A 13,678-nucleotide genomic window follows, 5' to 3' on the forward strand; every position below is an offset into this window, starting at 1 on the left:
CATCCGTGTCCGGAATGCGGCGTGTCGTACGCGAGCGTCGCTCGGGATGCCTCGCGCGATTCGTGCGCACGGAGCCCGGCCCGGGACGCGAGAAGGGCCCCGGCGCCATCGCGCCAGGGCCCTTCTCGAAGGTGATCTCTCAGTCGCCCAGGTGGTCGACCAGGCTCGACGCGAGTCCGACGTAGGTGCCCGGGGTGAGCTCGCGCAGACGGGCCTTCGCGGCGTCGCCGATCTCGAGCGCATCCACGAACTCCACCAGCTCGGTCTGGCCGACGCGGTGGCCGCGGGTCAGCTCCTTGAGCAGGGCATAGGGGTCGGCGATCGTCGAGCGGCCGGCGGCGACCTCGGCGCGGATCACGGTCTGGATCGCCTCGGCCAGCACCTCCCAGTTGCCGTCGAGGTCGGCGGCGAGCTTCGTCTCCGACACGGCGATCTCGCCCAGCCCGCGGAACAGGTTGTCGAGCGCGAGCAGCGAGTGCCCGAGCGCGACGCCCACGTTGCGCTGCGTCGTCGAGTCGGTGAGGTCGCGCTGCAGGCGGCTCGTCACGAGCGTCGCCGCGAGCGAGTCGAGCAGCGCGTTGCTCAGCTCGAGGTTCGCCTCGGCGTTCTCGAAGCGGATCGGGTTGATCTTGTGCGGCATCGTCGACGAGCCGGTGGCGCCCGGCTGCGGCACCTGGGTGAAGTAGCCCATCGAGATGTAGGTCCACACATCCGTCGCCAGGTTGTGCAGGATGCGGTTCGCGTGCGCGACCGCCTGGAACAGCTCCGCCTGCCAGTCGTGCGACTCGATCTGCGTGGTCAGCGGGTTCCAGGTGAGGCCGAGCGAATCGACGAACTCGCGCGAGATGTTCGGCCAGTCGGCGTCGGCGTCGGCCGCGAGGTGCGCCGAGAAGGTGCCGGTCGCGCCGCTGAACTTGCCGAGGAACTCGGCGCGCTCGACGCGGCGCAGCTGGCGCTCGAGGCGGTGCACGACGACGGCGAACTCCTTGCCGACCGTGGTCGGGGTCGCGGGCTGCCCGTGCGTGTGCGAGAGCATCGGGCGGTCGCGCTCGGCGAGAGCCCACTCGCGCAGGCGGCCGATCACGTCGCGGAAGCGCGGCGTCCAGACCTCCTGCACGGCGGCGCGGATCGTGAGCGCGTAGCTCAGGTTGTTGATGTCCTCGCTCGTCGCGGCGAAGTGCGTGAGCTCGGCGATCGCATCCAGGCCCTGACGGCTCAGCTCGCTGCGCACCAGGTACTCGACGGCCTTGACGTCGTGGCGCGTGGTGGCCTCGAGCTTCGCGAGCTCGTCGATCTCGGCCTGGCCGAAGTCGGCGGCGAAGGCGCGCAGCGCATCCTTCTTCTCCGGCGGCAGCGCGGTCGTGCCGAACAGGCCGCGGTCGGTGAGGGCGATCAGCCACTCGACCTCGACGTGCACGCGGGCGCGGTTCAGACCCGCCTCGCTGAGGTGCTCGCCGAGCACGCCGGCGACGGACCGATAGCGTCCGTCGAGGGGGCTCACCGGTTGCGGGGGCAGGGGGCTCATGATCCTCCGTGGGGAAGCGCGGGCTCGATCTGGCGGAAGAGCGCGATGCTCGCCCGCTCGATCAGAGTCAGCACCCGGGCGAAGGTCGCCGCGTCGGAGTAATAGGGGTCCGGCACGTCGAGATCGGGCCCGGATGCGGGGTCGAATGACAGCAGCAATGCTACCTTCGCGCGCGTCTCGTCTGACGGCGCCCACTGCCGCAGCACCCGCTCCTGCCCGCGGTCGAAGGCGACGATGAGATCGAGATCGGCGAACCAGGCCGGGTCGAACTGGCGGGCGCGGTGCGCATCCCCGTCGTAGCCCGCGTTCTCGAGGGCGTCGCGCGTGCGCTGGTCGGCGCGCTCGCCGACGTGCCAGTCACCGGTGGCAGCCGACTGCACGGTGACGGCGCCCTCGTATCCGCCCTCGGCGATGAGTCGGGTGAAGACCGCCTCGGCCATCGGTGACCGGCAGATGTTGCCGGTGCACACGAAGCAGATCCGGAACGGGGCGCGCGCATGCGTTCCCGTCATGCGGAACATCATGCCCGAGCTCGGCGACGGCGGAAGGGTTAATTCGAGGCATCTTCCTGCGGGGTGCGGCGCCGGGCCGCGGTGCCGGGCTGTGGTGCCGTGCTGTGGTGCCGCGCAGCGCGGGCGTCGGCGCGACGATCCCTCCCCAGCGCGGGCGCTGGCGGCTTCTCCCCGGATCCCGCGACCGACGCTCCGCGCGGCGGCCGCGGCGCGCATTCTCGACGCACTGCCCGATCACCCCGGATCGGGCGCGGCGAGGAGGGACGCGATGGCGGCGACGATCGAGCAGCTCGAAGAGCGGCTGCGGCTGGCGAAGCGGGTGCACGAGCAGCTCGAGACGTGGAACAGCTCTCCGCCGAAGATCAGCGCCGACGACTGGAGCGGGCCCGCGGCCGTGCTGCACGAGAGGACGGCCGAGAAGCTGCGTGCTCAGCTGTCGAGCGCGACGACGGCGGCCGGGGATGCGGTGCTGCGGGCGACGACCGATCTGGCGGACGCTCGTGGCTGACCCCGACGGCGGCGCCGCAGCGGGCGGATCGGGCGCGGGCGCCGGCACAGGATCCGGATCGGGTCCCGGCCCGGTGCAGCTGCTCGCTCCGGGCGCCGTCGGGCCGGGCAAGGACGCGGGCGGACCACACGAGCCGAACGTCTTCGGCCGCGGCGGTTGGCGTGACCCGAACAGCGGCGAGAGCGCCGCGGGCGCCGGTCGACGCGGCCCGCTGCAGCTGAGCGGGCGCGGCGTGGTCGGCGTGCAGACCGACGGGATGCTGGCCTACCGCACCCGGCTCTGGTCGCTGAGCCAGGCCGTCGACGCGATCGACCGGAGCGCGCGGCGCCTCGAGGCCATGCCGGCGCCGGCCCCGACCGGGCGGCTGGATGCGATGGAGGTGCTCGTCTCCCGGGTCGCGCGGCTCGACGCGACGATCACCGACTTCGCGCCGTCGCTGGGCAGCGCGGTCGACCTCTACGCGGCCGCCGACGAGACCGCGCAACGCGGCGCCCGCGCGACGACGAACGTCGCCGTCGATGCCGTCGGCGGGGTGGCCGCGCGACTCGCGCTGCTCACCGCGGCGGCGAACGCCCCGGCTCTCATCGCGGCCGCGGCCGTCGCCTTCGCCGCGCTCCCGGGCAGGACGCCCGCCGAGAAGGCGGCCGCGCTGGGCGCCGCGGTGCAGGGCAACCCGGGCGTGGTGACGAGTCCCGCGTTCGACGAGCTCGTGCGCTTCCTCGGTGAGAACGGCGACGACCTCGCGCTCGGCGCCCTCGGCATCCCGCCGGGGGTGCTGCTCGCGGCGCGCGCGGCGGGCCGCGGCGGCGTCGAGGACAACGCGCACGTCATCATGAGCGCCGGCCGCAAGCTCGGGCTTTTCCGCGAGACCGGGGTCGGTGTCATCCCCGTCTCGCGCACCTCCACGACGGCGCCGCTCGATCGCGCGACCGGGCCGAAGGAGCGGCTGCTGCGCATCCCCGACGAGGGGATCATCCGCATCGAGAAGCACAGCGCGCCCGGCGAGAAGCCGCGTTACGTCGTCTACGTGCCGCCGACCCAGACCTTCTCGCCCGAGTCGACGACCATGCCCTTCGATCTGACGAGCAACGTCGGCGGCGTCGCGGGCGACGACGCCGGATCGCTGCGCGCGGTCGAGCAGGCGATGCGGCACGCGGGCATCACGTCGGGAGACGAGGTGCAGCTGACCGGGTTCTCGCAGGGCGGGCTCATCGCCGGGCGACTCGCGCAGTCGCCCGACTGGAACGTCGTCGGCGTCGAGACCTGGGGCGGCCCCACCCGCAACATCGACTACCCGCCCGGCGTCGCCGGTTACGACGTGCATCACAGCGACGACCCGATCCACGCGCTCAGCGGGTACCAGGTCGACACCGACCGGCTGCGAGTCGAGCAGCAGGCGCGCGCCCACGGCTTCGCCGCCGACGAGAAGCCCGTGCCGGCGCACCAGCGCGACTCCTATGTCGACACCGCGATCGACATGCAGCAGGCGGCTTCACCTCAGCTGCGCCGCGAGCTCGACCGCATCGAGAGCTTCACCGGCGACTACGCCCGGCAGAGCGGATACCGCATCGACAGCTACGCCTACGACACCTACCGCACCCCCGGCGAGGATGTGGCGCCGAGGCCGGGCTGGGGCGCCGACGTCGCTCCTTCATCGCCGGCGTCGCCGATCGTCAGTGGGCGAGCAGAGGCGCGGGCGTGAGCCGGCGGACCGGCGGAGGCGCGGATGCCGGCGGAGCCGGGTTCAGCGCGACTCGCGCGGACGCCCCAGCAGCGGACGCAGGATGATGCCGATCAGCCAGCTCAGGAGGCCGAGCACCACTGCACCCAGCACGCCCCACCAGAAGCTCTCGACCGAGAGGCCGAAGCCGAGCAGGCTCGTGACCCACGCGACCAGGATCAGCAGCAGCGCATTGACGACGAGAGAGAGGAGGCCGAGCGTCAGCACATAGAGAGGGAACGCGATGATGCGCACCAGGTTGCCGATGACGCCGTTCACGATGCCGAAGACCAGCGCGACGAGCAGGTAGGTGAGGATGTTGGCCGGCGTCGACGCGGGATCCCACGACTGCACGTTGATGTGCGGGTGCAGGATCGCCACCGTCAGCCAGAGCGCGAGGGCGTTGATGAGCAGCCGGACCAGGAAGCGCCTCATGGTCCCCATTCTCTCAGGCACCGACGGGCCGTGCACCGGGAACGCGGGGCACGGCCGGCGAAGTGTCGCGCCCGGCTCGGTGCCGCCGACGCCCGCGCCGCCGACCGCGACGAGGCGCCGCGCGACCCTAGGCTGAAGCGCATGGCCGTGAAGCTCCGCCCCGAGATCGCCGCACTGCAGCCGTACCGCCAGGGGCGGCCCGCCGCCGCCGATGCCTTCAAGCTGTCGTCGAACGAGAACCCCTTCCCCGCGCACCCCGCGATCGTCGAGGCCATCGCCGCCACGAACCCCGGCCGCTACCCCGACGCCGCCGCGACCGTGCTGCGCGAGCGCCTCGGCGCCGACTACGGGATCGCGCCCGACCGCATCCACGTCGGCTCCGGCTCCGTCGCCCTGCTGCAGCAGCTCATCCTCGCCGCGGCCGCGCCCGGCGACGAGGTCGCCTACTCCTGGCGCTCCTTCGAGGCCTACCCCGGCCTCGTCACGGTCGCCGGCGCCACGAGCGTCACCGTGCCCAACCGCGCCGACGGCGGACACGACCTGCCGGCGCTCGCCGCGGCGGTCACCGAGCGCACTCGCGTCGTCATCGTCTGCACCCCCAACAACCCGACCGGCCCGATCGTCACCGCCGACGAGTTCGCCGCGTTCATGGCCGCGGTGCCCGACACCCTGCTCGTGCTGCTCGACGAGGCCTACCGCGAGTTCGTCACCGACCCGGCCGCCGTCGACGGCATCCCGCTGCTCGACCGCTACCCGAACCTCGTCGTGCTGCGCACCTTCAGCAAGGCCTACGGCCTCGCCGGGCTGCGCGTCGGCTACGCCCTCGGACCGGCCGAGGTGCTCGACGCCGCCCGCTCGACCGCGATCCCGCTCAGCGTCACCGAGCCGGCCCAGCGCGCCGCGATCGCCGCGCTCGACCACGACGCCGAGCTGCGCGGGCGGGTCGACGAGATCATCGCTCGCCGCGACCGCATCCGGGATGCGCTGCGCGCCCAGGGCTGGCCGCTGCCCGAGCCGCAGGGCAACTTCGTCTGGCTCGCGACCGGCGAGCAGACCGTCGCCGCCGGCGAGATCCTCGAGCGCCACGGCATCATCGCCCGGCTGTTCCCGGGCGACGGCATCCGCGTCTCCGTGGGCGAAGAGGAATCTGTCGAACCTCTCCTGCGATCTGCGGAAGAGGTTGTGAGAACCCTCCCACTGGGGCTCTGAAACCCGGGGCTAGGCTGAGGTTCATGCTTGCCGACGCTGCGCCCATCCAGCTGCTCGCGCCAGACGGGACGCTCGTGCGGAACGCCGCCAACGAGGAGTTCCTGCCGCGCATCGAGGCGCTCGATGACGCCCGCCTGATCGAGTTCCACCGCCAGATGGTGGTCGTGCGCCGCTTCGACATCGAGGCCGGCAACCTGCAGCGTCAGGGCCAGCTCGCGCTGTGGATCCCCAGCCTCGGCCAGGAGGGCGCGCAGGTCGGCGCCGGCTACGCCGCCCGCCCGCAGGACCACATCTTCCCCGCCTACCGCGAGCATGCCGTCGCCCGTATCCGCGGTGTCGACCCGATGCGCATCATCGAGATGCTGCGCGGCCTCAGCCACGGCGGCTGGGACCCGAAGGCGCACGGCAACCTGCACCTCTACACGCTCGTCATCGGCTCGCAGTCGCTGCACGCCACCGGCTACGCGATGGGCATCGCGCTCGACGGCTCGAGCGGCACCGGCGACGTCGAGAAAGACGAAGCCGTTCTGGTCTTCTTCGGCGACGGCGCCACCAGCCAGGGGGATGTCAGCGAGTCGTTCGTCTTCGCCTCCAGCTACCAGACGCCCCAGGTGCTGTTCCTGCAGAACAACCACTGGGCGATCTCGGTGCCGGTCGAGCGCCAGTCGCGCACGCCGCTCTACCTGCGCTCGCAGGGCTTCGGCATCCCGAGCTGGCAGATCGACGGCAACGACGTGCTCGCCAGCTACGCCGTCACGAGCGCCGCGCTCGACTCGGCCCGCACCGGCCAGGGCCCGCGCTTCATCGAGGCGCTGACCTACCGCATGGGCGCGCACACCACGAGCGACGACCCGACCAAGTACCGGCAGAACGAAGAGCTCGCCTACTGGGGCGCCCGCGACCCGATCAGCCGCTTCGAGACCTACCTGCGCGCGCGCGGCGCCGGCGACGACGTCTTCGCCGACATCGCCCGCGAGGCGGAGGACCTGGCGGCGGATGTGCGCACCCGCACGCTCGAGCTGGTCGACCCGCCGACGAGCAAGATCTTCGACAACGTCTACAGCGATCCGCACCCCGTGATCGAGCAGCAGCGCGCCTGGCTGGACGCCTACGAGCGCTCCTTCGAAGGGACCGAGGGATGACCGACATCGACACCACCGCGACGAACGCCGCGACCGCGGACGCCGCCGACACCGCGGCCGCGAACGCCGCATCCGCCCCGGTCGCCGAGCCCGAGGTCAAGAACCTCACCCTCTCGAAGGCGATCAACCTGGGTCTGCGTCAGGCGATGCTCGACGACCCCAAGGTGCTGCTGATGGGCGAGGACATCGGCCCGCTCGGCGGCGTCTTCCGCGTCACCGAGCACCTGCACGCCGAGTTCGGCGGCAACCGCGTGCTCGACACCCCGCTCGCCGAGTCGGGCATCATCGGCTCGGCCATCGGCCTGGCGATGCGCGGCTTCCGCCCGGTCATCGAGATCCAGTTCGACGGATTCATCTTCCCCGGCTTCGACCAGATCACGACCCAGCTGGCGAAGCAGACCTACCGTCACGAGGGCAACCAGTCGTATCCGGTCGTCATCCGGGTGCCCTACGGCGGCCACATCGGCGCCGTCGAGCATCACCAGGAGAGCCCTGAGGCCTACTTCGCGCACACCGCCGGTCTGCGCGTCGTCAGCCCGGCGACGCCGCACGATGCCTACTGGATGATCCAGGAGGCGATCCGCTCGAACGACCCGGTCATGTTCTTCGAGCCGAAGAGCCGCTACTGGCAGCGTGGCGAGGTGCAGCTGGATGCCGGTACGGCCGTGCACATGCACCGCAGCCGCGTCGTGCGCACCGGCTCCGAGGTCACGCTGATCGGCCACGGCGCCATGGTCGCGACCCTGCTGCAGGCGGCCGAGATCGCCGCCGACGAGGGCACGAGCGTCGAGGTCATCGACCTGCGCTCCCTCTCGCCGATCGACTACGCGCCGATCATCGAGAGCGTGCAGAAGACCGGCCGCGTCGTCGTCGCGCAGGAGGCCCCGCAGAACGCGAGCGTCGGCAGCGAGATCGCCGCGACGATCGCCGAGCGCGCCTTCTACTCGCTCGAGGCGCCCGTGCTGCGCGTCAGCGGATTCGACACCCCGTTCCCGCCGGCGAAGCTCGAGAAGCAGTATCTTCCCGACGCCGACCGCGTGCTCGAGGCCGTCGACCGCGCGCTCGCCTACTGACGCATCCCACCGACCTCACTGACCCCGACGCGACCGCACCGGTCGCGACGACCCCGAAGGAGCACCCCGTGGTGGCATCCGAGTTCCCCCTCCCCGATGTGGGCGAGGGCCTGACCGAGGCCGAGATCGTCAGCTGGCGCGTCGCGCCCGGCGACACGATCACGGTCAACCAGGTGCTGGTCGAGATCGAGACCGCCAAGTCGCTCGTCGAGCTGCCGTCGCCGTTCTCGGGCACGGTGCAGGAGCTGCTGGTGGATGAGGGGTCGACCGTCGAGGTCGGCACGCCCATCATCCGGGTCAACTCGGCGGCCGGGTCGATCGACCTGCAGGCGCCCGTGACCGACGAGTCGGCGTGGGTCGGCCCGACCGACACGAACGAGCACGCGCCGCGTACCGCCGCCGGTGCCGCTGCGCCCGCCGCGCCTGCCGCTGCGGCGCCCGCCCCCGCGACCCCGGCCGAGGCTGCCGAGGCCGAGGACAAGCCGGGCGCCGTGCTGGTCGGCTACGGCTCGGCCGGCGGTCACGCGACCTCGCGTCGTCGTCGCCCGGCCCCGCTGCCGACGCCGGACGGCTCCGCGCCCGCGGCGACCGACCCCGCCGCCGCGCGTCCGGCCGCCCCCGCCTCCGTGCCCGCCGCCTCCGCCGCCCCGGTCATCGCGAAGCCGCCGATCCGCAAGCTCGCCAAGGACCTCGGCGTGCAGCTCGACACCGTGCCCGGCACGGGTCTCGCCGGCGAGATCACCCGCGACGACGTGATCCGTCACGCGCAGCAGGCGAGCGTGTTCCGCAACATCGAGACGCCCGAGTGGCCGGCCGATCGCGAGGAGCGCATCCCGGTGAAGGGCGTGCGCAAGGCGATCGCGAAGGCGATGGTCGAGAGCGCCTTCACGGCCCCGCACGTGAGCGTCTTCAGCGATGTCAACGCGACCCGCACGATGGAGTTCGTCAAGCGCCTCAAGGCCTCGCCGACCTTCGCGGGCGTGCGCGTGAGCCCGCTGCTGGTCATGGCGAAGGCCGTGATCTGGGCGGTGCGCCGCAATCCCACGGTGAACTCCAGCTGGACCGACAAGGAGATCATCGTGCGCCACTACGTGAACCTCGGCATCGCCGCGGCCACGCCGCGCGGGCTGATCGTGCCGAACATCAAGGACGCCGAGAAGCTCAGCCTGCTCGAGCTGGCGCAGGCGCTCGAGCAGATGACGCTCACGGCGCGCGACGGCAAGACGCAGCCGGCCGAGATGTCGGGTGGCACCATCACGATCACGAACCTCGGCTCGTTCGGCATGGACACCGGCACCCCGATCCTCAACCCCGGCGAGGTCGGCATCGTCGCGCTCGGCGCGATCAAGCAGAAGCCGTGGGTCATCGACGGCGAGGTGCGTCCCGCGTTCGTGACGACGGTCGGCGCGAGCTTCGACCACCGCGTCGTGGATGGCGATGTCGCGAGCCGCTTCACCGCCGACATCGCCGCGGTGCTCGAGGAGCCGGCGCTGCTGCTCGACTGATCAGCCGGTCGAGGGCGAGCGGCACATCCGCCCGCTATTGATAAGCGTTTTGACTTCGGTTATCAATAAGGCGTAGCGTTCCGCATGTGAAGACCCGAGCGCTCATCGCCCCTGCCCTCTTCGCGGTCGCCGCCCTCGGGCTGGCCGGCTGCGCCTCCGACTCCTCGGCGAACGCCGGCTCCGGCGGCAGCGCCGACAGCGGCACCGTCACGGTGATCGCCTCGACCAACGTCTACGGCTCGATCGCCGAGGCCATCGGCGGCGATGCGGTCAAGGTCACGAGCATCATCGACGACCCCGACAAGGACCCGCACGAGTACGAGGCGGATGCCCGCACCCAGCTCGAGCTCTCGAAGGCCGACATCGTCATCGAGAACGGCGGCGGCTACGACGACTTCGTCGACACGATGCTGAAGTCGGCGAAGAACACCGACGCGACCGTGCTCGACGCGGCCGACATCTCCGGCTACGACCAGGAGCCGAGCGACGGCGAGTTCAACGAGCACGTCTGGTACGACTACCCGACCGTCGGCAAGGTGGCCGAGAAGTTCGCCGCCGCCGTCGAGAAGGTCGACCCGGATGCGGCCGACCAGGTCAAGAAGAACCTCGCCACCTTCCAGGAGGGGCTGAAGGGTCTCGACACCGACGTCACCGCGCTGAAGGCGAAGGCCGACGGCAAGTCCGTCGCGATCACCGAGCCCGTGCCGCTCTACCTGCTCGAGGCCGCCGGCTTCAGCAACGCGACACCCGACGAGTTCAGCGAGTCGATCGAAGAGGGCACGGATGCGCCGGTGCGCGTGCTGCAGGAGACCCTCGCCCTGTTCAGCGACAAGAAGGTCTCCGTGCTCGTCTACAACGAGCAGACCGACGGAACCCAGACCGAGCAGGTGCTGAAGGCCGCGAAGGACAACGGCATCCCCGTCGTCGGCGTGACCGAGACCCTGCCGAAGGGCGACGACTACCTCGGCTGGCAGAAGAAGATCATCAGCGAGATCAGCTCGGCGCTCGGCGCCTGAGCCGGCCCTCACCACCAGGAGTTCCGACGACCACCACCGACACCACCGCGACCGGCGGCCTCCCCGCCGCCGACGCGAGCACGACGACCCCCGCATCCCCCGCTCCGGCGGCGGACGCGGGGGTGCGTCGTGCGTGGGAGCATGAGGGGATGACGGTGCTGCGGCTGAACGGGGCGGGTCTCGCCTACGGCAGCCGGCACCTCTGGAGCGGTCTCGACCTCGAGGTCGCCGCCGGCGAGTTCGTCGCCGTGCTCGGCGCGAACGGATCGGGCAAGACGAGCCTGCTGAAGGTGATCCTCGGCCAGCAGCAGCTGAGCAGCGGAACGGCCGAGCTGCTCGGCGAGCGCATCCACGGCGGCGACCGCCGTATCGGCTACATCCCGCAGCAGAAGATGGCCGAGCCCGGCACGCCGCTGCGCGGCCGCGACCTCGTCGGCCTCGGCGTCGACGGCCACCGGCTCGGGCCGGGCTGGCCGAGCCGCGCGCGCCGGCAGAAGGTGGATGCGCTGCTCGAGTCGGTCGGAGCGTCCGGCTTCGCGAGCCGCCCGATCGGCACCCTCTCCGGTGGCGAGCAGCAGCGCCTGCGCGTCGGCCAGTCCCTCGCCGGCGACCCGCGCCTGCTGCTCTGCGACGAGCCGCTGATCTCGCTCGACCTGCGCCACCAGCGCGAGGTCAGCGAGCTGATCGACCGCCAGCGTCGCGAGCGCGACCTCGGCGTGCTGTTCGTGACCCACGACGTGAACCCGATCCTCGGCATGGTCGACCGGGTGCTTTACCTGGCGAACGGCGCCTTCCGCATCGGCACCCCCGACGAGGTGCTGCGCAGCGAGGTGCTGAGCGAACTGTACCAGTCGCCGATCGACGTCATCCGCACCCGCGGACGCATCGTCGTGGTCGGCGTGCCCGACTCCTCGCACCACCACGACGACCACGATCACGCAGACCACGGCGGGCACCCGCACACCGCGGGCACCGGCGGACTCGGCACCCACCCGACGGGAGGCGCCGCGTGAATGACCTGTGGAGCGCGATCTTCGACTTCAGCGACTACGGCGAGCTGATCTCGCTGCTGCGCAACTCGATCTTCGCCGGCGCCGTGCTCGGCATCGCGGGCGGTCTGATCGGCGTCTTCGTGATGCAGCGCGACATGGCCTTCGCGGTGCACGGCATCAGCGAGCTGAGCTTCGCGGGCGCCTCGGCGGGCCTGCTGCTGGGGCTCGGCGTCGTGCAGGGCGCGATCGTCGGCTCGCTCGTCGCGGCGGCGCTGATCGGCCTGCTCGGCACGCGGGCTCGCGATCGCAACTCGATCATCGCGGTGCTGATGCCCTTCGGGCTCGGCATCGGCATCCTCTGTCTCGCTCTGTTCCCGGGCAGGTCGGCGAACAAGTTCGGACTGCTGACCGGGCAGATCGTCGCCGTCGATGACCCGCGCCTGAACTCGCTGCTCATCATCTGCGCGATCGTCGTCGTCGGGCTCGCGGTCGTCTGGCGTCCGCTCGTGTTCGCGAGCCTGGATGCGGATGTCGCGATCGCCCGCGGGGTTCCGGCGCGCTGGCTGTCGCTGGCGTTCATGATCCTGCTGGGCCTCACGATCGCGGTGAGCGTGCAGATCGTGGGAGCCCTGCTCGTGCTGTCGATCCTGGTGACGCCGGCGGCCGCTGCGCTGCGGCTCACGGCATCCCCCGTGTGGGTTCCGGTGCTCAGCGTCGTCTTCGCGACCGTGTCGCTCGTGGGCGGCATCCTGCTCGCGCTCGGCGCCTCGGTGCCGATCAGCCCCTACGTGACGACGATCTCGTTCCTCATCTACCTCGTCGCCCGGGTGATCTCCTGGCAGCGGCACCGCACGCGACGCGGCAGAATCGCTTCGATGACGGAGGTGGTGACGGCATGACCGCACGACGCAACACCTGGCAGCGCGAGGCCGTGCGCGGCGCGCTCGGCGACCGCGAGGGTTTCGTGAGCGCGCAGGCGCTGCACTCGGGTCTGCGCGACCAGGGCTCGACGATCGGGCTCGCGACCGTCTACCGCGCCCTCGCCGACCTCGAGTCGACGGGCGAGGCCGACTCGCTGCAGCAGGAGGGTGAGGCGCTCTACCGCGCCTGCACGCCCGGCAAGCACCACCACCACCTGATCTGCCGCAACTGCGGCGCGACCGTCGAGATCGAGGCGGATGAGGTGGAGACCTGGGCGCACCAGGTCGCCGCGAAGCACGGCTTCACCCAGCCGGAGCACGTGGTCGACGTCTTCGGTCTCTGCGCCGACTGCACCGCGAAGGGCGTCGACGCGCAGAGCTGACCGGCGCGGAATCACCCGATCCGGCCCCGAACGGGGGTGCGGTGCCGGTGGATGATGCGGGCGCACCCGGAGGGTCGCGGGCCGGATGATCGCTAGCGTCGCGCTCGTGGACTTCGCCGACATCCTTCCCGACCTGCTTCCGCGGCTCGCGCTCGCCGTCGGGATCGTCGTGCTCGTGGGCATCGTGACCCCGCTGGCCCTCGGCCGTGCCACAGGTCTCCGCCTGAGCCGACTGGTGGTGTTCACTGCGATATCGCTCCTCGCCGCGGTCGTCGTCGGAAGCGTCATCGTGTTCGCACAGCTCCCCGTGCAGCTGGTCGCCGACGCCCTCGACGTCGATGCGGACCAGGCGCTGCCCACCACCTTGCTCATCGCTCTCGTCACCGGTGGCGGAACCGGCCTGCTCGCCGCGATCGTCGCGACGGCGGGCGCGGGAGCGGGCGGCGCCGTCGCGGGCCGATTCACCCGACGTGCGGCTCCGCGGGCGATCGGCGTCGCCGCGGGCACGATCGGCGCGCTCGCGATCGTCGGCGCCGTCGCGATCGGGCCGGTCGGGCTGTCCAGCTGGGTGCCCGCGGCCATCGCGGCCGCCGTGGTCGTCGGTCTCCTGCTCGCGGTGAGCTCGGCTCTGCCGTGGCCGGGCGGCTTCGTGCGACCGCAGGCGACGCCGCATGCCGCGTCGGCTTCCTCTGAGCGCGCCGTCGTCGCGCTCGGATTCTCCGATCGCGAGCGCTGATC

At 71.7% G+C, this 13,678-nt stretch carries 14 protein-coding genes; 11 read left to right on the plus strand and 3 right to left on the minus strand.

Features of this window, described 5'->3' with window-relative positions:
- Positions 1–139: 139 nt before the first annotated feature.
- Complete coding sequence (gene purB / locus BJ979_RS03640; RefSeq protein WP_179565279.1) at positions 140–1,525, minus strand: adenylosuccinate lyase; 1,386 nt, start codon at positions 1,523–1,525, stop codon at positions 140–142.
- The gene (locus BJ979_RS03645; protein ID WP_179565281.1) at positions 1,522–2,037 is read right to left on the minus strand and encodes a low molecular weight protein-tyrosine-phosphatase; all 516 of its coding nucleotides are present in this window, start codon (positions 2,035–2,037) and stop codon (positions 1,522–1,524) included. Before BJ979_RS03645 ends, purB begins: the two co-directional genes overlap by 4 nt.
- Positions 2,038–2,305: 268 nt before the next feature.
- Between BJ979_RS03645 and BJ979_RS03650 the strand changes: the two genes are divergently transcribed.
- Positions 2,306–2,545 (plus strand): hypothetical protein, encoded by a 240-nt coding sequence (locus BJ979_RS03650; protein ID WP_179565283.1) that lies wholly within the window; start codon positions 2,306–2,308, stop codon positions 2,543–2,545.
- The gene (locus BJ979_RS03655) at positions 2,538–4,247 is read left to right on the plus strand and encodes a hypothetical protein (RefSeq protein WP_179565285.1); all 1,710 of its coding nucleotides are present in this window, start codon (positions 2,538–2,540) and stop codon (positions 4,245–4,247) included. The genes BJ979_RS03650 and BJ979_RS03655 overlap by 8 nt, the downstream gene beginning before the upstream one ends.
- 42 nt (positions 4,248–4,289) lie before the next feature.
- Here the strand turns inward: BJ979_RS03655 and BJ979_RS03660 are convergent, their stop codons facing one another.
- The gene (locus tag BJ979_RS03660; protein ID WP_179565287.1) at positions 4,290–4,700 is read right to left on the minus strand and encodes a phage holin family protein; all 411 of its coding nucleotides are present in this window, start codon (positions 4,698–4,700) and stop codon (positions 4,290–4,292) included.
- 141 nt (positions 4,701–4,841) lie between these two features.
- Here BJ979_RS03660 and BJ979_RS03665 point away from each other — a divergent pair, with 141 nt between their 5' ends.
- The 9 genes from BJ979_RS03665 (at position 4,842) to BJ979_RS03705 (ending at position 13,676) form a co-directional block, all read left to right on the plus strand.
- Positions 4,842–5,909, plus strand: a complete 1,068-nt coding sequence (locus BJ979_RS03665) for a histidinol-phosphate transaminase (RefSeq protein ID WP_179565289.1) — start codon at positions 4,842–4,844, stop codon at positions 5,907–5,909.
- 23 nt (positions 5,910–5,932) lie between these two features.
- Positions 5,933–7,051: a thiamine pyrophosphate-dependent dehydrogenase E1 component subunit alpha gene (locus tag BJ979_RS03670; protein WP_179565291.1), complete on the plus strand. Its 1,119-nt coding sequence runs from the start codon at positions 5,933–5,935 to the stop codon at positions 7,049–7,051.
- Positions 7,052–7,197: 146 nt separating this feature from the next.
- Positions 7,198–8,124 carry an alpha-ketoacid dehydrogenase subunit beta gene (locus BJ979_RS03675; RefSeq protein ID WP_246286912.1) on the plus strand — a complete coding sequence of 309 codons (927 nt, stop codon included), beginning with the start codon at positions 7,198–7,200 and terminating at the stop codon, positions 8,122–8,124.
- 68 nt (positions 8,125–8,192) lie between these two features.
- A complete protein-coding gene (locus BJ979_RS03680) occupies positions 8,193–9,629 on the plus strand; it encodes a dihydrolipoamide acetyltransferase family protein (protein ID WP_179565295.1) in 1,437 nt (478 codons plus the stop codon).
- A gap of 86 nt (positions 9,630–9,715) precedes the next feature.
- Positions 9,716–10,645, plus strand: a complete 930-nt coding sequence (locus BJ979_RS03685) for a metal ABC transporter solute-binding protein, Zn/Mn family (protein WP_179565297.1) — start codon at positions 9,716–9,718, stop codon at positions 10,643–10,645.
- A 149-nt stretch (positions 10,646–10,794) separates the two neighbouring features.
- A complete protein-coding gene (locus BJ979_RS03690; RefSeq protein WP_179565299.1) occupies positions 10,795–11,658 on the plus strand; it encodes a metal ABC transporter ATP-binding protein in 864 nt (287 codons plus the stop codon).
- Positions 11,655–12,536, plus strand: a complete 882-nt coding sequence (locus BJ979_RS03695) for a metal ABC transporter permease (RefSeq protein ID WP_179565301.1) — start codon at positions 11,655–11,657, stop codon at positions 12,534–12,536. Before BJ979_RS03690 ends, BJ979_RS03695 begins: the two co-directional genes overlap by 4 nt.
- Complete coding sequence (locus BJ979_RS03700; RefSeq protein WP_179565303.1) at positions 12,533–12,940, plus strand: Fur family transcriptional regulator; 408 nt, start codon at positions 12,533–12,535, stop codon at positions 12,938–12,940. Before BJ979_RS03695 ends, BJ979_RS03700 begins: the two co-directional genes overlap by 4 nt.
- Before the next feature lie 106 nt (positions 12,941–13,046).
- Positions 13,047–13,676 (plus strand): hypothetical protein, encoded by a 630-nt coding sequence (locus BJ979_RS03705; protein WP_179565305.1) that lies wholly within the window; start codon positions 13,047–13,049, stop codon positions 13,674–13,676.
- Positions 13,677–13,678: the final 2 nt, after the last annotated feature.

The organism is Schumannella luteola (assembly GCF_013408685.1).
In the GTDB taxonomy this organism is placed as follows: Bacteria; Actinomycetota; Actinomycetes; order Actinomycetales; family Microbacteriaceae; genus Schumannella; species Schumannella luteola.

What these genes read in the sequence shown, in the direction of transcription:
- purB (WP_179565279.1), bottom strand. Translation starts at nt 1,525, where the DNA reads ATGAGCCCCCTGCCCCCGCAACCGGTGAGCCCCCTCGACGGACGCTAT.
- BJ979_RS03645 (WP_179565281.1), bottom strand. Translation starts at nt 2,037, where the DNA reads ATGACGGGAACGCATGCGCGCGCCCCGTTCCGGATCTGCTTCGTGTGC.
- BJ979_RS03650 (WP_179565283.1), top strand. Translation starts at nt 2,306, where the DNA reads ATGGCGGCGACGATCGAGCAGCTCGAAGAGCGGCTGCGGCTGGCGAAG.
- BJ979_RS03660 (WP_179565287.1), bottom strand. Translation starts at nt 4,700, where the DNA reads ATGAGGCGCTTCCTGGTCCGGCTGCTCATCAACGCCCTCGCGCTCTGG.
- BJ979_RS03665 (WP_179565289.1), top strand. Translation starts at nt 4,842, where the DNA reads ATGGCCGTGAAGCTCCGCCCCGAGATCGCCGCACTGCAGCCGTACCGC.
- BJ979_RS03670 (WP_179565291.1), top strand. Translation starts at nt 5,933, where the DNA reads ATGCTTGCCGACGCTGCGCCCATCCAGCTGCTCGCGCCAGACGGGACG.
- BJ979_RS03675 (WP_246286912.1), top strand. Translation starts at nt 7,198, where the DNA reads ATGCTCGACGACCCCAAGGTGCTGCTGATGGGCGAGGACATCGGCCCG.
- BJ979_RS03690 (WP_179565299.1), top strand. Translation starts at nt 10,795, where the DNA reads ATGACGGTGCTGCGGCTGAACGGGGCGGGTCTCGCCTACGGCAGCCGG.
- BJ979_RS03700 (WP_179565303.1), top strand. Translation starts at nt 12,533, where the DNA reads ATGACCGCACGACGCAACACCTGGCAGCGCGAGGCCGTGCGCGGCGCG.